The sequence below is a fragment of the Bacillus cabrialesii genome, assembly GCF_004124315.2.
GTDB classification, from domain to species: domain Bacteria; phylum Bacillota; class Bacilli; order Bacillales; family Bacillaceae; genus Bacillus; species Bacillus cabrialesii.
This window is the reverse complement of record NZ_CP096889.1, coordinates 2,981,273-3,001,621: the sequence shown is the minus strand read 5'-3', so window position 1 is coordinate 3,001,621 and position 20,349 is coordinate 2,981,273. Positions and strand designations below refer to the sequence as shown.

The window sequence follows — 20,349 nt, the reverse complement described above, 5'->3', positions numbered from 1 at the left end:
CATGACAATTGCATTTCCAACTGCATCTTCTGAGTTTTTGAAAAACCCATATCCTTTTTACGAAACATTGCGCGCTATTCATTCTATATATAAAGGGAGTTTCTTGAAATACCCGGGCTGGTATGTCACAGGATATGAAGAAACGGCAGCTATTTTAAAAGATGCCAGATTCAAAGTCCGGCCCCCGCTCCCTGAGACGTCAATCAAATATCAGGATCTTCAACATGTGCAAAGTCAGATGATGCTGTTTCAGAATCAGCCTGATCATAGACGATTGCGGACGCTGGCCAGCGGAGCGTTTACTCCGAGAATGGCAGAGCGTTATCGTCCGTATATCGATGAAACTGTCCATCATTTGCTCGATCGAGTGCAAGGTGAAAAAAAGATGGAGGTGATTTCGGACTTTGCTTTTCCTTTAGCAAGCTTCGTCATAGCCAACATGATAGGTGTACCGGAGGAAGATAGGGAGCAATTAAAAGATTGGGCTGCAAGCCTCATTCAAACGATTGATTTTACCCGGTCAAGAAAGGCGTTAACAGAGGGCAATCATATTGCTGTACAGGCTATGGCATATTTTAGGAAGCTGATTCAAAAGCGAAAACGGCATCCGCAGCAGGATATGATCAGTATGCTTTTGAAGGGGAAAGAAAAGGATAAGCTGACAGAAGAGGAATTGGCATCTACGTGCCTATTGCTGGCGATTGCCGGGCATGAGACAACGGTCAATCTCATCAGCAATTCAATCCTTTGTCTGCTGCAGCATCCAGAACAGCTTTTGAAGCTGAAAGAAAGCCCGGATCTTATTGGCTCCGCCATTGAGGAATGTTTACGCTATGAAAGCCCCACGCAAATGACAGCCAGAGTGGCGTCAGAAGATATTGACATCAGCGGGGTGACGATTCGTCAAGGGGAACAAGTCTATCTTCTGTTAGGGGCTGCCAATCGAGATCCAAACAGATTCACGAACGCCGATGTCTTCGATTTGACCAGAAGCCCTAATCCGCATCTATCATTCGGGCAAGGCCATCATATTTGCCTAGGTTCCTCGCTGGCACGATTAGAAGCGCAAATTGCGGTCAATGCCATTCTGCAGCGAATGACCGGCCTCAAACTCGCTGGTTCTGAACGGCGGTACCGGCCGCTTTTTGGCTTTCGGGCGCTTGAGGAGCTGCCGGTGGCTTTTGAATAACCCTAAGCATGTGAGTGCCAAAAAAAGTGTCAGCCCCGCCCAAAATGGGCATTCTATAAAAAAGGGGAGTGAACACAGTGAAAAAAGTGCTGATCGCCGGCGGAAATGGTGTGATTGGGAGACTGCTTGCCGAAGGGCTTATATCAGATTATGAAGTGACAGTGCTTGATAAAAATCATTTCGATGGCACAGCCTCTTCCATTCAGGCTGACGCGGCAAATTATGAGGAGCTGTTGAAGAAGATTCCGAAGGACACTGATGTGATCTTGAATTTATTGGCAGTCAAAATCAAATATGATGTCATGGACATCGCGGAATTTGAAAAAATGACGGATGTTTTCTATAGGGCAAGCTATTATCTGTGCCGCGCCGCAGCGGAGCTCGGCATTCAAAAGCTCGTGTTCGCAAGCAGCAATCATGTCACAGATGTATACGAAGAAGACGGGCGTTCGCTCTTAGGACGGGAGATCACAACAAGCGATTATCCGCTGTCAAAAAACTTGTACGGTGTACTAAAGCTGACCTCGGAACAAATCGGCCATTTGTTTTATTTGGAAAATAAGCTTTCGGTGATCAACCTTCGCATCGGAACAGTCGTCACAGATGAAAGGGATACACTGCATGAAAAAGAACGGACGAAAAAGACACTCCTTTCTCACCCTGACCTGCTGTCGATTTTTAAAGCCGCCATTGAAACCAATATCCGATACGGCACTTATTACGCCGTCTCTGATAATCCGGGCCGGCCATGGTCCATTGAAACAGCTGTCAATGAACTTGGTTTTTCGCCTCAAATCAATACGGCCGAGCTGTTGGAAGAGGAAGAGAACGGAGCATAATCATTTTCTAAGATTATGCTCTTTTTCTTTTGTCATCGGCTTTCACGCGCGGCAGCACCCCACCGGCCGGGGACTCTGTTCAAATGATTATAGACATGGCAATCACAGATTTGCTACATTTTAGACACGATATCGTCACATGCTGCAGCTTGTTTAAAAAAGAATGATAACGCTTACAAAAAAGAGAGGTGGGAGCTATCGCACATTCACTGAAAAGTCGCCTGTTTGATATGTTGATTTACGGGTTTTTGCTGATGTTCGCTTTAATATGCGTACTTCCGTTTATTCATGTCATCGCGGCATCCTTCGCCACAGTAGAAGAAGTCATGTCAAAAAAATTCATTTTAATACCGACAACTTTTTCACTTGATGCTTATCGTTACATTTTTTCAACAGATATTATTTATAAGAGCTTGCTAGTTTCTGTGTTTGTGACAGTGATAGGCACTGCGGTCAGCATGTTTCTTTCTTCACTGATGGCTTACGGGTTATCCCGCCGTGATTTAATCGGCCGGCAGCCGCTCATGTTTCTCGTCGTCTTTACGATGCTGTTTAGCGGCGGCATGATTCCGACTTTCCTTGTGGTCAAATCGCTTGGATTGCTCGATTCTTACTGGGCGCTTATTTTGCCGACAGCCATTAATGCCTTTAACCTGATCATTCTGAAAAACTTCTTTCAAAATATCCCGTCAAGCTTGGAAGAGTCCGCGAAAATTGACGGGTGCAATGATCTGGGCATATTCTTTAAAATTGTGCTGCCGCTGTCTCTTCCCGCGATCGCAACGATTTCACTATTTTATGCGGTTACGTATTGGAACACGTATATGACAGCGATCTTGTACTTAAATGATTCAGCGAAATGGCCGATTCAGGTGCTTCTGCGCCAAATCGTGATTGTATCAAGCGGGATGCAGGGGGATATGTCTGAAATGGGGTCGGGCAGCCCGCCGCCTGAGCAAACCATTAAAATGGCCGTGATTGTGGTGGCGACCATCCCGGTTCTGCTTGTCTATCCGTTTATACAAAAGCATTTTGCAAAAGGAGCTTTGCTGGGATCTGTCAAAGGATAAAAGAAATATGAAACGGAGGGGTACGATGGGAAACAAATGGAGGATGCTTTTGATTGTGCTTGTACTGGCACTCGGCGGAGTGCTGGCGGGCTGTAAAGGAGCTGACCAGTCTTCGGCTGAAGGCAAAGCTGGCCCGGATTCAAAGGTAAAGCTGTCTTGGATGGCGATTTTGTATCACCAGCAGCCGCCGAAAGACAGGGCGATTAAAGAAATCGAAAAGCTGACAAATACAGAACTCGACATCACCTGGGTTCCAGACGCGGTGAAAGAAGACAGGCTGAATGCGGCGTTGGCTGCCGGCAATCTTCCGCAAATCGTGACCATCCAGGATATTAAAAATTCGTCAGTCATGAATGCCTTCAGATCAGGAATGTTCTGGGAGATTGGCGATTATATCAAAGATTATCCGAACCTAAACAACATGAACAAACTCATTAATAAAAACGTAACGATCGATGGCAAGCTCTACGGGATATACAGAGAACGTCCCCTTTCCAGACAAGGGATTGTCATTCGGAAGGACTGGCTGGACAATTTGAATTTGAAAACGCCGAAAACGCTGGATGAGCTTTATGAAGTGGCCAAAGCGTTTACGGAGGACGACCCGGATAAGGATGGGAAAGACGATACATTCGGGCTGACAGACCGCAATGACTTAATTTACGGCGCGTTTAAAACGCTGGGCTCGTATGAAGGCATGCCGACAGATTGGAAGGAATCAGGCGGCAAATTCACGCCGGATTTTATGACGCAAGAATACAAAGACACAATGAACTACATGAAAAAACTGCGTGAGAACGGCTATATGAATAAGGATTTTCCCGTCACAAGCAAAACCCAGCAGCAGGAGCTGTTTTCTCAAGGAAAAGCCGGCATCTATATTGGGAATATGGTAGATGCGGTCAATCTGCGCGACCATGCCTCCGATAAATCGATGAAGCTTGAAATCATTAACCGCATAAAAGGCCCGGACGGGAAAGAGCGTGTGTGGGCATCAGGAGGGCATAACGGCTTATTTGCTTTTCCGAAAACGAGTGTGAAAACAGAAGCCGAGCTTAAACGGATTTTGGCGTTTTTTGACCGGATCGCCGAAGAGGACGTCTATAGCCTGATGACTTACGGCATTGACGGCGTTCATTACAACAAAGGAGAAGGCAAAACGTTCACACGCGAGGAAAGCCAAGTGAAAGACTGGCAGACTGATATTCAGCCGCTGTCCGCTTTAATCGCCATTGATAAAGCCTACTTAAAAAACACGGGGGATCCGCTTCGGACGGCGTACGAGGAGCTGACCGAAGACAATGAAAAGATCATCGTCTCAAACCCTGCTGAAAGCCTTTATTCCGCCGCGGAGTCGGAACGGGGAGATGAACTGAAGAAAATCATTGATGACGCGACCTATAAATATATGATTGGAGACATCACAGAAAGCCAGTTTGATAAAGAAGTGGAAAAATGGGAGTCAAGCGGCGGAAAGCAGATTATTCAGGAGTATGAAGAAGCGTTTAAACAAACAAAATAACATTGGAAAAACCCAAAACGCGCGAGCGGTTTTGGGTTTTTTACATGCCTCTTTTTTGCTGGCGGTAGTTTCCCGGTGTAATTCCCTCCAGCTTTTTAAATGATCTGATAAAGTTTTGCGAGTTTTTGTATTTCAGCTTTTCGGCAATGTCTTTTACAGCCATGTCGGTTTCGGCAAGCCAGCTTTTCGCCATGTGGTGGCGGTAGCTGGAGACATATTCGCTGAATGAAATGCCCATTTCTTTTTTGAAAATACTGCTTAAATAATTTGGATTGTAATGCAGCCTGCGGGCGATTTCGTCCAGTGTCAAATCGGATTCAAACTCATGGTGGATGATATGAATGATATTGTCGGAAATATTTTTGTACTGGGCATCCGCGCGGGCGTTCACTTTGTCTGTCATCGGATCAATGAACTCATTTTTGAGCCAGTTTTCGGTATCCTCGAACGTTTTCAGCTCAAAAATTTGGTCATACAGCATTTTGTTTTCTTCAAGCTCAAACAATTCGATCCCGAGCACATGCATCAGCTCAATCACGTGGTTCAAAAAGCGGGCGATGGCGATTTGGAATTGATACGGGTTGGTGTTTTGGGTGAAAATGGCTTGTAAAATCGCGTGCAGGCATTTATCCGCTTTCTCCTTGTCACCGGCTTTTACGGCATCGAACAGCTCATGCTGAAGCTGCTTTGGAAAATGGGTTTTGAAGGTTTTTTTCTGGTCAAGATCTTCGTAAAAGATAATCGATTTGTTTTCAGCTTTGAGCCGGTATTTCAACGCTTCCGATCCTTCCGCATAAGCTGTTTTCGCTTTTGCGAGCGCATCAAACGGCTGGCTGATGCCGATGCTGACAGACAGCTGCAGCTCAGCTTCCGCTTTTTCCTGAATCATCCTTGCGGTTTCATTCAGCTCAGTCGTGAATTCTTCCTTTGTCCCGTTCTGATTGATCAAAATGGTGGCCTGCTGTTTGTCCACGACGGCGGGGGCAAGATGTTTGTCTGACGGAATATTGCGCTCAATCAGGCTGTTGACGGCAAACAAAAGCAGATCCATATCTTTTTTCTCATAAGGTGTATGATTCAGCGTGTCAATTTGGAGCACAAGCAGGGCGAGGTGCCGCCAATTTTGCTTTAAACCGAGACTTTCAAAACGGTTATTGACCTCCTCATCCGTCAGTTTTCCGAGCATGAGCCTGACCATAAAATATTGCTGCAGATGGGTGGCCTGCTGTTTCATCGTTTCTTCAAGGTCGTCATTTCTGTCCTTCAGCTGTTTAAAGCTCTGTTCAATTAATTCAAATTCATTTTGTGGCGGCTGTTTCTCTTGTAGGGCGCCGTGCCTTGCGAATGATTCGTAAAGCACCCTGATCGGCTTGTAAAAATGGCGGGAGCCTAGCCAAGAGAATAATAATGAAAGCGTTAACAAAATAAAGCATACCGTAAAGGTGATCCAGCCGATTGACTTGGCTTCTTTTTTTAATTCAGGCAAGGAAACGAGAGAGAAATAAGTCCATGTGTTATAGTCAGATTTTTGATAGGTGACTTTATAATGAATGCGGTCAATAACTGTTTCAAACTGTCCGCTTTTGGCTGTCTGCGTCAGCATTTTTTGCACAAAGTCGTCGTTTTGAAGAGATGTACCGATGTCAGACATGCTGTTATGCAGGATGATGCGGCCTTTCTCATCAATGATAAACAAGTTGTTGGCGTTTGAATAGTCAGGCATGTTTTTGACAAGTGAACAGCTCGGGATGCTTGCGGCGGCCAATCCCTTTGTATTTGTGCTGTTCAGAGGAAGCTGTTTAATTAAATTGATATTGTAGCGGCAGTTGTCTGAAGTGCCTTCTTTTGTCGAAATCAAATGGTTGTTTTCCTCAAGCGTCCAATACGAGCGGCTTGCTTTATGTTGCGTGTACGCTGCGGCTGCTTCATGAAGAGAATCTGTATTCAACCGGTACAAGCCTGAATTGTTCATGTACCATTTTTTCATATAGCTGACCAGCGTCATGTTGGATAGGTCGGTATCAAAGCTTTGCAGATAGTTGAGCTCTTGGTTCACTTGGTTATAGATTTGAAATTGGTCAGAGTGCAAAGGCTCGGACAGTGTGCGAAGGAGAGGCGGCGAACTCACATAGTGGGTTAAAGAGTGATCGACGGTTTTCAATATGTGCTCGATGCTTTGCTGGGTCTGCTGGAGTGTGTCGAGCTTTTCCTCCGTAACGTTGGAGATGGCCGTTTTCTGAGAGTGCTCGTATGAAAACAATCCGACAAGAATGACCGGAATAGTGCTGAGCAGACAGAAAAACGTGATCAGTTTGTAATAAAACTTGTATTGGCTTCTTTTCATAAAACCCCCCATTTCATAACATCCACTTCACCTTAATACAATTAATCCAAAGATTGATAGATATTGTCAATAATCATTTTCTAATATTGGTGTCTTTTTTTCAGGTGGAACGGCTGAATCCTTGATCATAAAGGGATAAGGCAGGATGTGATCATATGATTGTAGACGGACTTTTGCCTGCTGCGCTACAGTGAATGCAAGAAGATGTGAAAGGAGGCTTGGAAAAGATGAAAACAGCAGAAGCGCAAGCGCCGGCTGTTGATGCAGTCATTTTTAAAAAAGAAAAAAGAAAGCGCTTACTAAGCAAGTTGATCCAGCAGAAATATTTGTACTTGATGATTTTGCCGGGGTGTATTTACTTTTTGCTTTTTAAGTATGTCCCGATGTGGGGAATCGTGATTGCGTTTCAAGATTATCAGCCGTTTCTCGGCATTTTGGGCAGTGAGTGGGTCGGGCTGAAGCATTTTATCAGGCTGTTTACAGAGCCCACATTTTTTCTCCTGTTAAAAAACACGCTCGTGTTATTTGCTTTGAACCTGGTTATATTTTTCCCGGTGCCGATTTTGCTGGCGCTTCTATTAAACGAAGTGCGGATCGCTCTTTTTAAAAAATTTGTTCAGACACTGATTTATATCCCGCATTTTATGTCTTGGGTCATTGTAGTATCTCTGTCGTTTGTGCTTTTAACAGTAGACGGAGGCTTGATTAATGAACTGATTGTGTTTTTTGGCGGCGAAAAAATCAATTTTCTGCTGAATGAAGAATGGTTCCGGCCCCTGTATATTCTGCAGGTCATTTGGAGGGAAGCGGGCTGGTCAACGATCATTTATCTGGCGGCCATGACAGCGGTGGATCCCCAGCTGTATGAAGCGGCGAAAATGGACGGAGCGGGACGGCTGCGGCAAATGTGGCATATCACGCTGCCCGCCATTAAAAGCGTCATCGTCGTGTTACTGATTTTGAAAATCGGAGATACGCTGGAGCTTGGCTTCGAGCATGTGTATTTGCTGTTAAACGCGACAAACAGGGAAGTGGCTGAAATTTTTGATACGTACGTTTACACTGCAGGGCTAAAACAGGGCCAGTTCAGCTACAGTACAGCGGTCGGCGTATTTAAAGCGGCGGTCGGGCTGATTTTGGTCATGCTTGCGAATCGTTTGGCGAAGAAATTTGGCGAGGAAGGAATCTATTAAGAAAGGGATGGGATCAATGGATCAATCAATCGCTGTAAAATCGCCTCTTACGTACGCGGAGGCTTTGGCAAAAACCATTATGAACACGTATACAGTGGAGGAGCTGCCGCCTGCAAACCGCTGGCACTACCATCAAGGTGTTTTCTTATGCGGTGTATTGCAGCTGTGGGAAGCAACCGGGGAAAAGCGGTATTTCGAGTATGCGAAGGCTTATGCAGATCTCTTAATTGATGATTATGGCAATCTATTATTTAGAAGAGATGAGCTCGACGCCATTCAAGCGGGTCTTATTCTTTTTCCATTATACGAGCAGACGAAGGATGAGCGGTATGTCAAAGCGGCAAAAAGGCTGCGCGGCTTATATGGAACACTGAATCGGACGTCTGAGGATGGTTTTTGGCACAAGGACGGCTATCCTTACCAAATGTGGCTTGACGGCCTATACATGGGCGGGCCGTTCGCGCTGAAATACGCCAATCTGAAGCAGGAACCGGAGCTGTTTGATCAGGTCGTGCTTCAGGAGTCGCTGATGAGAAAGCATACGAAAGATTCAAAAACCGGTCTCTTTTATCACGCCTGGGACGAAGCGAAAATAATGCCTTGGGCCAATGAAGAGACAGGGTGTTCACCCGAATTTTGGGCGCGTTCCATCGGCTGGTACGTCATGTCCCTTGCTGAGATGATTGAAGAGCTGCCGAAGAAGCATCCGAACCGTGACGTGTGGAAAAAAACGCTGCGGGACATGATTGAAAGCATCTGCCGCTATCAAGACGAGGAAACGGGGTTATGGCACCAGATCGTTGACAAAGGTGACAGGTCCGATAACTGGCTGGAAAGCTCGGGATCCTGCCTGTACATGTACGCCATCGCAAAAGGAATCAATAAAGGCTATCTTGACAAAGCTTACGAACCGGTCCTGTTAAAAGCGTATCAAGGTTTGATTCAGCATAAAACCGAAACAACAAAAGACGGTGCGTTCCTCGTCAAAGATATTTGTGTCGGAACATCGGCCGGTTTCTATGACTATTATGTCAGCCGCGAAAGAAGCACAAACGACCTGCACGGGGCCGGTGCGTTTATTTTGGCCATGACAGAACTGGAGCCTCTTTTTAGGTCAGCGGGGAAATGACAAAGAGTATACGTACGGCTTTGTGTATGATCGTCTCCATTCTCTTTTTGGCATCATGCTCAAGCAGGCCGGACGGAATGCATGTCATCCTCTTTTCAGATATGCAGGCAGGCGTACAGGAAAATATAAAAAAGGCCGCTGAGCAGAAAGCCGGGAAGGTTGATATCCTGCCTGCCTTTCCGGAAAAACTGCTGACTGAAATCACCGCTCGTGAGGGGGATGTTTTCATCGTGCCTGAAGACATGTTTCAAGCTTACGATGATCCGGAAAATTTTCAGCCGTTAGACGAATGGCCAGTGAAAAAAACATCTCCTTATATAGCTGTTGATCAGAAAACAGGAGAAAAAACAGTTTATGCCGTTCAGATTAAAAAAGGGGAAAAGCAGCTGAACGGCTATTCTTTTCGATTGAATCGCAATATGGCGGCGTTTATCCCTGTGTATGCTAAAAAAACAGAGGAAGCGCTGCAGCTGATTTCTCAGCTAACTGAAGCCCGATAGAGGTGAGGACATTGAAGAACATCGTTATTTGCGGAGTGAGCAGCAGAGCTCTGAGTATGTTTATCAAACCGCTGATAGAGCGGTTTTCAACACATTATGAGATTACGGGATTGCTTGATGCCGATTCGAAACGTTTTGCCGTTTGCAAGAAGAAGTTCCCCGAGCTTGCCCACGTGCCTGAGTTTAACGAAGACGCTTTTGATGAGATGATACGTGTTTCAAAGCCTGATATCGTCATAGTGGCAGGCAGGGATGACACACATATCACATATATCTTAAAAAGCCTTCAGTGGGATACGGATGTGATTACAGAAAAACCGATGGTGACGACGGTGCAGGATGCGAATCGGGTCCTTGAGGCGGAGGCGAAAAGCAGAGGGAAAGTCACCGTCGCGTTTAACTATCGCTACAGCCCGTTTCATCGAAAAATGAAAGAAATGATTCTGGACGGAAAAATAGGCAGGGTAACCTCTGTTGATTTGAATTGGTATATTGATACGTATCATGGCGCCAGTTATTTTAAACGCTGGAACCGGTCAAGACCATTTTCCGGCGGCCTTTCTGTCCATAAATCAACACACCACTTCGATCTCGTTAATTGGTGGCTTGGGCAAAAACCGGCGGAGGTCTTTGCTTATGGCGCTTTAAATTACTACGGGCCGGACAGTGAGTGGAATCCGCTGCCGGAAGAAGACGGTCGTTTTTGCGGGACGTGCCGGGTCAAAGAAAAATGCCATTACTATTCAAGATGGCATCCCCGCTCCTCCAAAGCTTCTGTAAAGGATGATCATCTTCAAGCGGGAGACCAATCCGGCTTGTATACTGCATACAGGCCGGACGCGTGTATTTTTGACGAGGAGATTGACATCGAGGATACGTACGTGGCGGCTGTCAAATATGACGGAGGCGCGCTTTTAAGCTACTCGATCATATTTTCCGCCCCGTATGAAGGCTACCGGCTGACGATCAACGGCACAAAAGGGCGTATCGAATCAAATGAATTTCATGAGCCTTCCAGAATTCCGTTTGCTTTTCCGGAGCAGACGATTGAATATTATCCGCTTTTTGAATCAAAGCAGACGATACAAGTGGTCAAAAACGAGGGCGGGCACGGCGGAGGCGATCCGCTTTTGCTTGAGGATCTTTTTTTAGGAAAAGACCCGCTGCGCCATTATGACATCTTAGCCGGGGCTGAAGCGGGAGCCTACTCCATCGCGGTCGGTGAAGGGATGTGGCGCTCAGTTGCCGATAAGAAGCCGATCAACATTAAGAGGCTTTTTCAGATGCAAAATGTATAATGCGAAAAGGAGGGGCCGCCGTGGAGCATGATGGTTCAATGGGGCAGGTGCTGCGCTTCTGTGAGTGGATCATGAGATTTGCATATACAAACTTGCTTTGGCTGTTTTTTACGATGATCGGTCTCGGGGTGTTCGGCATCATGCCCGCCACCGCAGCTTTATTCGCTGTCATGCGGAAATGGATCCAGGGACAGGACAACGTTCCTGTACTGCAGACGTTTTGGCGGGAATATAAGGCTGAATTTCTCCGTTCAAATTTGATTGGCGCTGTACTGGCGATCATCGGATTGATTATTTATATCGATTTGGCCTTTATTTATCCGAGCCATTTCCTTTTGCATGTCCTGCGCTTCGCCATTATGATATTTGGATTTTTGTTCGTATCCATGCTTTTTTATGTGTTTCCGCTGCTTGTCCATTTTGACTGGAAAAAACGGTTATATGTGAAGTTTTCTCTTTTGCTCAGTGTGGCGTATTTGCAATATACGCTCGTCATGTTTGCGCTGACTCTCGCTCTCTTTTTCCTGCTTGCGTACCTGCCCGGCATTGTCCCTTTTTTCAGCGTCAGCCTGATCAGCTACTGTCATATGCGAATTGTTTATGCCGTACTGCTGAAAGTCGGGCAGCAAGAGGGTGAGCCACAGGGCCATATACGGAAAGCTTTTTATCCGGAAATGAGGTGATCATGATTTCTCTATCATAACGCTGTTCCAAACGGAATAGATTGATAGAGAAAGGAGAGCGGATAAAAATGCTGAAGGTGGCGGTATTTGATGAAGAGCATGAAAAAGACTTACAGACGGAAATCAATTCATTTTTAAAAGGGATATCGGAGGAGCAGCTGATTGATATCAAATATACGGTTTCGGCGGCGTGCGACCCAGACGGCGAGCAGCTTTACTGTTTTTCCGCCCTTATTTTATATCGCAAATAAAAAGATCTTCCCGCGGGTGCGGAAAGATCTTTTTTGTTAATATGCCTTTTTCACTCTGGGGCTTCTCGGTTTGTCGATTTTCTCCATTTTTTTGATCTCTCTTCGTTCTTTCGAAAGCGATTTATAGAGAGAGGCAATCATCAGCAGAATAACAATAGAAAACGGCAGCGCGGCCAGAATCGCTGTGTTTTGCAAAGCGGCAAGCCCGCCGGAATAAAGGAGCACAGCCGCCATGGCGGACTGAATGATACCCCAGCTGAATTTTACTGAATTGGCTGGGTTCAAAGAGCCGTATGTCGTCTGCATGCCCAGCACGAATGTCGCTGAATCAGCAGACGTGATAAAGAATACAGCGATCAGAACCAATGCAAGGATTGAAGTCACCATTGTCAGCGGATAGTGATCAAGTGTTCCAAACAGCATCGTTTCAGTTGACAGCTTCGCTACATTGAATGTACCGTTCTGCTGAAGATCCATAGCCGATACGCCAAAGATAGAGAACCATAGGAACGCGAGAATACATGGTGTCACCAAGACACCGATTAAAAATTCACGGATCGTCCGGCCTCTGGATACCCGGGCGATGAAAATGCCGACAAATGGAGACCAGGAAATCCACCATGCCCAATAGAAAATCGTCCAGCCGTTAATCCATTCGCGTTTTTCAGGATCGTTCGGTGTCAGTCTGAAGCTCATTTGCACGATATTTTGAATATATTGTCCGATGGAATCTGTGAATGAGTTCATAATTAGTACCGTAGGTCCGACAAACAGCACAAACAGCATTAACAGTCCAGCTAATACCATATTGGTGTTGCTCAAATACTTAATGCCTTTTCCGAGTCCGCTCCACGCAGAAAGTAAAAAGAGCACTGTCACAATGGCAATTAAAATAAATTGAACGGCAAAAGTATTCGGAATGCCGAACAGGTAATTCAAACCGCCGTTAATTTGGGTTGCCCCAAGACCAAGACTCGTCGACACCCCGACAACAGTGGCGAAAACGGCGATGCAGTCAATCAATTTGCCGATTGGGCCGTTTGCTTTATCGCCGAGAATCGGTGACAGCGTGCTGCTGATTAACCCGGGAGCGCCTTTGCGGAATTGGAAATAGGCGATGCATAATGCCACAATGGCATAAATGGCCCAAGCGTGCAAACCCCAGTGGAAAAACGTATAGCGGAGCGCATCTCTGAAGGCTTGGGGGGTTTCTGTTTCACCTGATGGAGAGCTAATTGCGTAATGGCTGATCGGTTCAGCCGCACCATAGAATACTAAGCCGATTCCCATGCCTGCGCTGAACAGCATGGCAAACCATGATAACAACCCGAATTCCGGTTTTTCATCGGGTTTTCCGAGTTTAATTTTGCCAATCGGGCTGAAAATGAAAAAGAGACAGAACCCGACAAACAAAGAGACAACTAAAAGATAGTACCAGCCAAATGAATTGGTAACAAATGCTTGTGCCGATTGAGACACGTTTTGCAGGCTGTCAGGAGAAATAACGCCCCACAATACAGCTGCTGCTGTGATGACAATCACAATCCAAAATACACTAGATATATGTTTCAAAATTTCTCACCCTCTAATTTTTGTGTACGCCTATATCTTGCTCGCAGGCTTAGTATGGTCGTACGCCGGCAGATCATCCCTCTCTAAAAATTACCCCGCAATCAGGTGAAACAAAACAAGTCTCACCCTACCATGAATGCGGAGAATTATCAAATGTTCAGCGTTTTGTAAAAATTTGAAAAGGCTGGTCAAGAGCGGGCGAAGCGACCGGCATTGAGCCCCGCAAGCCTTCCCGTTACAAGGGCGGAGGTAATATTGTATCCTCCTGTGTAGCCGTGGATATCGAGAATTTCACCGCAAAAATAAAGCCCCTCCATTTTTTTAGAAGCCATCTTTTTCGGGTCAATTTCTTTTACTGATACCCCGCCTCCCGTGACAAATGCCTTATCAAGAGACAGTGTGCCGTTTGCGAGAACGGTAAATTGCTTGCAGTCCTTTACAAATTGTCTGAATGGGTCCCTCGGCAGCTCAGAAAACGATACATTCGGAGAGATGCCGTTTTTTTCGAGCAAGAATAGGAGATAGCGCTCCTGCATCCAAGGCTTCAGCACGTTTTTAATGGCTTTTTTCGGTGCTTCTTTCAGTTCTTTATACATCTTTTGGAATAGCGTTTCTTCATTGATATCAGGATACAAATCAATTTTGATCGGCACTTGCGGCTGTTTTTTCAGCTCTTTCACGATAAATTGGCTGCATCTGAGAATGGCGGGACCTGAGAGGCCGAAATGGGTAAACAGCATGTCCATTTTATGTGTGATGATCGGTTTGCTTTTTTTATTTAACACACTGACAGCAACATCTCTTAGTGATAAGCCCTGAAGTGTTTTTTGCTTAATGAACGGTTCGGCAGATGTAACGGGGACCTCTGTCGGAAACAGCTCTGTTATGGTATGGCCCGCAGCTTCGGCCCATTCATAGCCGTCTCCCGTGCTTCCGGTATGTGGCACACTTTTACCCCCGACAGCGATAATGACGGCCTGGCTATGGATCATTTCGCCATTATTCGTCTCAATCCCTGCTGCGCCCCCATCTTCATATATAACCGATTTTATTTTCTCGTTCGTTCTGATCGTTACCCGGAGCTGTTTCAGCCTGTTTAACAGTGCGTCAACGACACTTTGGGCTTTGTCTGTCACCGGAAACATCCGGCCGTGATCCTCTTCTTTCAATTGAATGCCGAGATTTTCAAAAAACTTGATAATGTCTTCATTATTAAACTCAGAAAACGCGCTGTATAAAAAACGCCCGTTGCCGGGGATGTGCTTAATAATTTCATCCACAGGAAGGCGGTTCGTCACATTGCAGCGGCCTCCGCCGGAAATCGCGAGTTTCCGTCCTAATTTATTTCCTTTATCTATCAGCAAAACGCTAGCGCCCTGCTCTCCCGCTGCAATCGCAGCCATCAAGCCTGAAGGGCCTCCGCCGATTACGATTACGTCAAATTGTTTCATCTTTATCATCAACTTTCTTTTTCCGTTTCGTGTGCGAACACCCCGTCCGCAGTACTATTATAGCGAAAGAAAGCCTCTCCTTAAACGTCTTTTGCCGCGAACCTGAATGTTCACAAGATTGCTTTTGTATTTATTACCGTCTAAATGCCCAGTTGTGGTAAAATAGAAAAGTTGAATCTTCGTAGAAAATGGTGATGAAGAAACATGTCAAGCAAACTGTTAAGAGGCACGTTTGTATTAACGCTCGGTACATATATATCGCGAATTCTGGGAATGGTCTATTTAATTCCCTTCAGCATTATGGTCGGGGCGACAGGCGGTGCGTTATTTCAATACGGATACAACCAATATACTTTGTTTTTGAATATCGCTACGATGGGCTTTCCGGCCGCTGTTTCTAAATTTGTTTCCAAATATAATTCCAAAGGAGATTATGAAACAAGCAGAAAAATGCTCAAGGCGGGCATGTCGGTTATGCTCGTCACAGGAATGATTGCCTTTTTCATTCTGTATTTATCCGCTCCGATGTTTGCGGAAATATCGTTGGGAGGCAAGGATAATAATGGCCTGACAATTGATCATGTCGTTTATGTCATCCGCATGGTCAGCTTAGCGCTTTTGGTCGTGCCGATTATGAGCCTTGTCCGCGGATTCTTTCAAGGGCACCAAATGATGGGACCGACAGCTGTTTCCCAAGTTGTTGAACAGATTGTCCGCATCATCTTTTTATTGAGTGCGACATTCTTGATATTGAAAATTTTCAACGGCGGCCTTGTGATCGCTGTCGGTTATGCGACATTCGCAGCGCTGATCGGCGCCTTCGGGGGACTGATCGTGCTCTATATTTATTGGAACAAACGGAAGAGCAGCCTGCTGGCGATGATGCCGAATACGGGACCGACAGCAAACTTAAGCTACAAGAAAATGTTTCTCGAGCTGTTCAGCTATGCCGCTCCGTACGTTTTTGTGGGACTGGCCATCCCTTTGTATAACTACATTGATACAAATACATTTAACAAAGCGATGATTGAAGCCGGCCATCAAGCTATCAGCCAGGACATGATGGCGATTCTTACCCTGTATGTGCAGAAGCTCGTCATGATCCCGGTTTCGCTTGCAACAGCTTTCGGCCTGACATTAATTCCAACGATTACTGAATCGTTTACTAGCGGAAACTATAAGCTCCTGAATCAGCAGATTAATCAAACGATGCAGACAATCTTGTTTTTAATTATTCCTGCTGTTGTCGGGATCTCTGTATTGGCAGGACCGACGTATACGTTCTTTTACGGATCTGAGAGCCTTCTTCCTGAACTGGGCGCAAACATTCTGTTTTGGTATTCCCCGGTTGCGATTCTGTTCTCTTTATTTACGGTCAACGCAGCCATTCTGCAGGGCATCAACAAACAAAAGTTTGCGGTTGTCAGCCTTGTCATCGGCGTCGTGATCAAGCTTGTGCTGAATGTTCCGCTGATCAAGCTGATGCAGGCTGACGGCGCGATTTTAGCGACGGCGCTAGGATATATTGCTTCACTTTTATATGGATTTATCATGATTAAGCGTCATGCAGGCTATTCCTATAAGATATTAGTCAAACGGATTGTATTGATGCTGATCTTGTCAGCTATTATGGCTATAGCCGTGAAAATCGTGCAATGGGCATTAAGTTTCTTTATTTCCTATCAGGATGGCCAGCTGCAAGCTGCGATCGTTGTAGTGATTGCGGCCGCTGTTGGCGGAGCTGTGTACCTGTATTGCGGCTACCGGTTAGGATTTTTGCAGAAAATATTAGGCCGCCGTTTGCCGGGATTCTTAAAGAGAGGCAAACATGCCGGCTGATGAACAAAATATGATACAACAGAGGGCTCGCATGCTGCGGGCTTTCTTTTATAAAGGAGAGATTGCAAATGAGACTTGATAAGCTGCTTTCCAATAGCGGGTATGGTTCCAGAAAAGAAGTCAAGGCGGTTGTGAAGGCGGGAGCCGTCATGGTCGACGGCAAACCGGCCAAAGATGTAAAAGCGCACGTTGATCCTGATAAGCAGGAGGTTACTGTATATGGGGAACCGGTTGATTACCGCGAGTTCATCTATCTGATGATGAATAAACCGCAGGGAGTGCTGTCGGCGACAGAGGACAGCCGGCAGCAAACAGTGGTCGATCTGCTGACGCCGGAAGAGATGAGATTTGAGCCGTTTCCAGCCGGCCGCCTTGATAAGGATACAGAGGGCTTTTTGCTGCTCACAAATGACGGCCAGCTCGCGCATCGGCTCCTTTCGCCTAAAAAGCATGTTCCAAAAACGTATGAAGTCCACTTAACATCACAGATTTCACGAGAAGACATCTCTGATTTGGAAGCGGGTGTCTACATAGAAGGCGGCTATAAAACAAAGCCGGCAAAAGCGGAAATCAAAGCAAATGACAATGGCCATACCGTGATACACCTGACGATTACAGAAGGTAAATACCATCAGGTCAAGCAGATGGCAAAGGCTGTCGGCAATGAAGTGATTTATCTGAAGCGGCTTTCAATGGGGCCGGTTTCCTTGGATCCCGCTCTGGCTCCGGGAGAATACCGTGAGCTTACAGAAGAAGAACTTCATTTGCTGAATGAGCCGCAAGCATGAAAAAATCCCGCATTTCGATGCGGGATTTCAGCGTGTCGACAAACCCTCGCATTCGTTGTCAGGCCTGCGCGTCGGTGCTCACGAATTCCGACATTCGCTGTGCTCCGATGCTCGTCCTTCCTAGACTTCAAGGGTTTTCATTCACGCTGAAAAGATGACAAAATCCTAAAACGAAAACGTTTTAGGATTTTTTGTATATAAACACACAAAAACAAGGCTCAGAAGATCTTCGCCCCGTATCTATCAGGCCGCTCACAGGCGGCCCTATGTAATTTTTCAAGTTTATGAGGTAATCTTTACTTTCTTTCTCGTTGTCTCCCACTTGCCACGGCTTGGACTATGAACAAGATCATTATATGCCAACACATTTAAGTCTCTTTGAATCGTTCTAGGTGTAATGCCGAATTCGTCAACCAGTTCCTGTGTTGTCACAAGACCTTTTTCTTGGATAAACATGTAAACTGATTTGATTCGAGTTAGCATACGGTTTGTTGAAGGTTTCAAAAAACCACTCCCTATCATAAGATCGGATGGACTTGACTAACCACAACTCACGACTATCAACTGCGTACGAAATAGCAACTAAGGCAGACATCTAAAGTTTTTAGATAATTCGCCCTCATTATACACGATATCGCAGTGATGAATCTAGGGATAACTTCTATTAATTTTTTCCAATTCGAGCTGGGCAGCCATCCTTGTTGGATTACTATGTATTTCGGCACAATATTATTATGGTTAAAGAAACTTTTTTTATTCTGGTTCGTAGTAAATTTTGGAGGTGGGCGAGATTTGACAAAATTGCTTGAAGCTTCAATAGAACAGGCTGGGTATATAAGCCGAAAAAAAGTGCTCGCCGATGTTTTTTTGGAAGTCGGCAAAGGGGAGCTAGTCGGGCTGATCGGAGCTAACGGGGCCGGAAAAAGCACCGCAATCAAGGCGATACTCGGCCTCTCAGAAGACTTTAAAGGGCATATTGCCTGGAACGACTGTTCATTCGCATATATTCCGGAGCATCCGTCCTTTTACGAAGAATTGACGCTGTGGGAGCATTTGGATCTGATCAGCACGCTCCACGGTATTGAGGAGAGTGAATTTACGCACCGGGCCCAAAGCCTGCTGCAGACGTTTTCGCTTGACCATGTCATGCATGAGCTGCCTGTCACCTTTTCAAAAGGCATGCAGCAAAAGCTGATGCTTATTCAGGCTTTTCTCTCCAAGCCGGATATGTATGTGATTGATGAACCGTTTATCGGCCTTGATCCGATATCGACGAAACGCTTTGTGGACATGCTTAAGGCTGAAAAAGAACGGGGAGCCGGCATTCTCATGTGCACACACGTACTCGATACCGCGGAAAAAATCTGCGACCGGTTTTACATGATTGAGAAGGGTTCTTTATTTCTCCAAGGCACATTGAAAGATATTCAGGACCAGACCGGATTAGAGGGGCGGTCATTGCTTGATTGTTTTTATAAGGCGGTTCAAGGTGATCGGTCATGAACGGGCGATCGCTCTTTTTTCGAAGGCTGATTGACTATTACAAGTATCAGTTTAACGTTTTCCATTCGGTCATTGACTGGACAGTCGCTCTCTACATTGTTTTGCCGGCGCTTGCTTTTGTCATCTATCAGTATAATGATTTGCTGAACGGAAGAGGCCTTTTTTATGAGTGGTCGGAGGTAATGGAATGGAGATGGCTGTACGCTGTGTGTGTTCTGATCGTGTGTACTGGCGCGATCCATACGTTTTTAATGGAAGCGGACAAAGTGTTTTTGCTGCAAAAGAAAGAGATGATCTATCAGCTAAAACGGTATGTGCTTGTGTATTCTTTTTTGGTCACGCTGGCGAAATGGCTGCTGCTCTTTTTCTTAGTTTTTCCCTTAATCAGTCATTCTGTTCACATTACATTGGCAGAAAGCGCTGCACTATTGTGTTACCTGTTTGGCCTTCATACATTCTTTTTATCTTTAAAGCAAGACAGGATCAGAAAGCCGCGCTCCATTTCGAGACGGATTGCCGACATTCTGTTCAGAGCCGTTCTTTTCTCCGGTTCTGCTGTTCTGATCGTTTTCACTGAGTCGGGTGTGCTTGCGCTTATTGGCATTTTGTTTTTTATTTTCTCATTCGTCCGCGGTTTGAAAAAGACAGCTTCGTTCTCGGCTTTTGAAGCAGAGGTGACTGAAGAGAAAAAAAGCAGGCTTGCGCTTGCCGGGCTTGTGATGATGATAAGCCAGGAGGCGGGAGTCCCGAAAGTAAAAGATAGAATGAGAAGAAAGCCGTTATTGTACCGGAATTCAAAAAGGATATTTAAAAAACGGACAATCTGCACAGGTTATAAGGAATTGTTTTTCAAAGTCATGCTGAGGAATGGCGAGTATACGAGGCAGATGTACATGCTCTTGTCAGCCTTCACCATTTTGATTTTTGTCTCCCCGATCTGGCTGAAGCTGATTGCGCTGCTGGTGTATACAGGTGTTTGCCGGTATATCCTTACGCTTATTTTTGACAAGGTTATGGATGCCCCTTTTTTAATTGGCACCGATAAGGAAAGTGACGAATATTACCGGGCCAGAAAAAGCTGTATCAACACGCTGCATTATGCGTTTGCCGCCTGCTGTTTTTTAGCGGCCGCTGTTTCTTTATTGTTTACATAAAAAAACCCAAACGGCGACGTTTGG

Annotated in this window: 18 protein-coding genes; 14 read left to right on the top strand and 4 right to left on the bottom strand. The window is 45.6% G+C overall.

What is annotated here, in order from left to right; all coding sequences use genetic code 11:
• Position 1 precedes the first annotated feature (1 nt).
• From bioI to EFK13_RS15325, 4 genes are all read left to right on the top strand, one after another.
• Entirely contained in the window at positions 2-1,189 is a 1,188-nt protein-coding gene (bioI, locus tag EFK13_RS15340) for a biotin biosynthesis cytochrome P450 (protein ID WP_129507872.1), read from the top strand.
• Between the two features lie 77 nt (positions 1,190-1,266).
• Positions 1,267-2,028 (top strand): NAD-dependent epimerase/dehydratase family protein, encoded by a 762-nt coding sequence (locus EFK13_RS15335; protein ID WP_129507873.1) that lies wholly within the window; start codon positions 1,267-1,269, stop codon positions 2,026-2,028.
• 209 nt (positions 2,029-2,237) lie between these two features.
• On the top strand, positions 2,238-3,098 hold the full coding sequence (locus tag EFK13_RS15330) for a carbohydrate ABC transporter permease (protein ID WP_129508052.1): 861 nt from the start codon (positions 2,238-2,240) through the stop codon (positions 3,096-3,098).
• 25 nt (positions 3,099-3,123) lie between these two features.
• A complete protein-coding gene (locus EFK13_RS15325) occupies positions 3,124-4,620 on the top strand; it encodes an extracellular solute-binding protein (RefSeq protein WP_129507874.1) in 1,497 nt (498 codons plus the stop codon).
• A gap of 40 nt (positions 4,621-4,660) precedes the next feature.
• Here EFK13_RS15325 and EFK13_RS15320 read toward each other — a convergent pair whose 3' ends face one another.
• On the bottom strand, positions 4,661-6,976 hold the full coding sequence (locus tag EFK13_RS15320; protein ID WP_129507875.1) for a helix-turn-helix domain-containing protein: 2,316 nt from the start codon (positions 6,974-6,976) through the stop codon (positions 4,661-4,663).
• A gap of 215 nt (positions 6,977-7,191) precedes the next feature.
• On the opposite strand from EFK13_RS15320, the gene rmgP reads away from it, so the two are divergent.
• The 6 genes from rmgP (at position 7,192) to EFK13_RS15290 (ending at position 12,018) form a co-directional block, all read left to right on the top strand.
• Positions 7,192-8,157 carry a polygalacturonan/rhamnogalacturonan ABC transporter permease gene (gene rmgP / locus EFK13_RS15315; RefSeq protein WP_129507876.1) on the top strand — a complete coding sequence of 322 codons (966 nt, stop codon included), beginning with the start codon at positions 7,192-7,194 and terminating at the stop codon, positions 8,155-8,157.
• Positions 8,158-8,164: 7 nt separating this feature from the next.
• Positions 8,165-9,286, top strand: a complete 1,122-nt coding sequence (rmgQ, locus tag EFK13_RS15310; RefSeq protein ID WP_129507877.1) for an unsaturated rhamnogalacturonyl hydrolase — start codon at positions 8,165-8,167, stop codon at positions 9,284-9,286.
• On the top strand, positions 9,283-9,786 hold the full coding sequence (locus tag EFK13_RS15305; protein WP_129507878.1) for a lipoprotein YteS: 504 nt from the start codon (positions 9,283-9,285) through the stop codon (positions 9,784-9,786). Before rmgQ ends, EFK13_RS15305 begins: the two co-directional genes overlap by 4 nt.
• An 11-nt stretch (positions 9,787-9,797) precedes the next feature.
• Positions 9,798-11,084 carry a Gfo/Idh/MocA family protein gene (locus EFK13_RS15300; protein ID WP_129507879.1) on the top strand — a complete coding sequence of 429 codons (1,287 nt, stop codon included), beginning with the start codon at positions 9,798-9,800 and terminating at the stop codon, positions 11,082-11,084.
• 20 nt (positions 11,085-11,104) lie between these two features.
• Positions 11,105-11,767, top strand: coding sequence for a YesL family protein (locus EFK13_RS15295; protein WP_129507880.1), 663 nt, complete (start codon positions 11,105-11,107; stop codon positions 11,765-11,767).
• A 68-nt stretch (positions 11,768-11,835) separates the two neighbouring features.
• Complete coding sequence (locus EFK13_RS15290; RefSeq protein WP_003223398.1) at positions 11,836-12,018, top strand: sporulation protein Cse60; 183 nt, start codon at positions 11,836-11,838, stop codon at positions 12,016-12,018.
• A 36-nt stretch (positions 12,019-12,054) separates the two neighbouring features.
• Here the strand turns inward: EFK13_RS15290 and opuD are convergent, their stop codons facing one another.
• Positions 12,055-13,593 carry a glycine betaine transporter OpuD gene (opuD, locus tag EFK13_RS15285; protein WP_129507881.1) on the bottom strand — a complete coding sequence of 513 codons (1,539 nt, stop codon included), beginning with the start codon at positions 13,591-13,593 and terminating at the stop codon, positions 12,055-12,057.
• Positions 13,594-13,778: 185 nt separating this feature from the next.
• Positions 13,779-15,041, bottom strand: coding sequence for a BaiN/RdsA family NAD(P)/FAD-dependent oxidoreductase (locus tag EFK13_RS15280; protein ID WP_129507882.1), 1,263 nt, complete (start codon positions 15,039-15,041; stop codon positions 13,779-13,781).
• 204 nt (positions 15,042-15,245) lie between these two features.
• Here EFK13_RS15280 and murJ point away from each other — a divergent pair, with 204 nt between their 5' ends.
• Together murJ and EFK13_RS15270 are read left to right on the top strand one after the other, a co-directional pair.
• Positions 15,246-16,880, top strand: a complete 1,635-nt coding sequence (gene murJ / locus EFK13_RS15275) for a lipid II flippase MurJ (protein ID WP_129507883.1) — start codon at positions 15,246-15,248, stop codon at positions 16,878-16,880.
• A 68-nt stretch (positions 16,881-16,948) separates the two neighbouring features.
• Positions 16,949-17,668, top strand: a complete 720-nt coding sequence (locus tag EFK13_RS15270) for a pseudouridine synthase (RefSeq protein ID WP_129507884.1) — start codon at positions 16,949-16,951, stop codon at positions 17,666-17,668.
• Between the two features lie 282 nt (positions 17,669-17,950).
• On the opposite strand, the gene EFK13_RS15265 is transcribed toward EFK13_RS15270, so the two are convergent.
• Positions 17,951-18,172: a DeoR family transcriptional regulator gene (locus EFK13_RS15265; RefSeq protein ID WP_003152337.1), complete on the bottom strand. Its 222-nt coding sequence runs from the start codon at positions 18,170-18,172 to the stop codon at positions 17,951-17,953.
• A 288-nt stretch (positions 18,173-18,460) separates the two neighbouring features.
• Between EFK13_RS15265 and EFK13_RS15260 the strand changes: the two genes are divergently transcribed.
• Both EFK13_RS15260 and EFK13_RS15255 read left to right on the top strand, forming a co-directional pair.
• Positions 18,461-19,171 carry an ABC transporter ATP-binding protein gene (locus tag EFK13_RS15260; RefSeq protein ID WP_129507885.1) on the top strand — a complete coding sequence of 237 codons (711 nt, stop codon included), beginning with the start codon at positions 18,461-18,463 and terminating at the stop codon, positions 19,169-19,171.
• Positions 19,168-20,325, top strand: a complete 1,158-nt coding sequence (locus EFK13_RS15255; RefSeq protein WP_129507886.1) for an ABC transporter permease — start codon at positions 19,168-19,170, stop codon at positions 20,323-20,325. The genes EFK13_RS15260 and EFK13_RS15255 overlap by 4 nt, the downstream gene beginning before the upstream one ends.
• Positions 20,326-20,349 lie beyond the last annotated feature (24 nt).

Bases quoted from the DNA above. Each gene is read 5' to 3' on its own strand.
- EFK13_RS15280 (WP_129507882.1), bottom strand. From the start codon at position 15,041: ATGAAACAATTTGACGTAATCGTAATCGGCGGAGGCCCTTCAGGCTTG.
- rmgP (WP_129507876.1), top strand. From the start codon at position 7,192: ATGAAAACAGCAGAAGCGCAAGCGCCGGCTGTTGATGCAGTCATTTTT.
- EFK13_RS15325 (WP_129507874.1), top strand. From the start codon at position 3,124: ATGGGAAACAAATGGAGGATGCTTTTGATTGTGCTTGTACTGGCACTC.
- EFK13_RS15255 (WP_129507886.1), top strand. From the start codon at position 19,168: ATGAACGGGCGATCGCTCTTTTTTCGAAGGCTGATTGACTATTACAAG.
- bioI (WP_129507872.1), top strand. From the start codon at position 2: ATGACAATTGCATTTCCAACTGCATCTTCTGAGTTTTTGAAAAACCCA.
- rmgQ (WP_129507877.1), top strand. From the start codon at position 8,165: ATGGGATCAATGGATCAATCAATCGCTGTAAAATCGCCTCTTACGTAC.
- EFK13_RS15320 (WP_129507875.1), bottom strand. From the start codon at position 6,976: ATGGGGGGTTTTATGAAAAGAAGCCAATACAAGTTTTATTACAAACTG.
- EFK13_RS15290 (WP_003223398.1), top strand. From the start codon at position 11,836: ATGCTGAAGGTGGCGGTATTTGATGAAGAGCATGAAAAAGACTTACAG.
- EFK13_RS15305 (WP_129507878.1), top strand. From the start codon at position 9,283: ATGACAAAGAGTATACGTACGGCTTTGTGTATGATCGTCTCCATTCTC.
- EFK13_RS15270 (WP_129507884.1), top strand. From the start codon at position 16,949: ATGAGACTTGATAAGCTGCTTTCCAATAGCGGGTATGGTTCCAGAAAA.
- murJ (WP_129507883.1), top strand. From the start codon at position 15,246: ATGTCAAGCAAACTGTTAAGAGGCACGTTTGTATTAACGCTCGGTACA.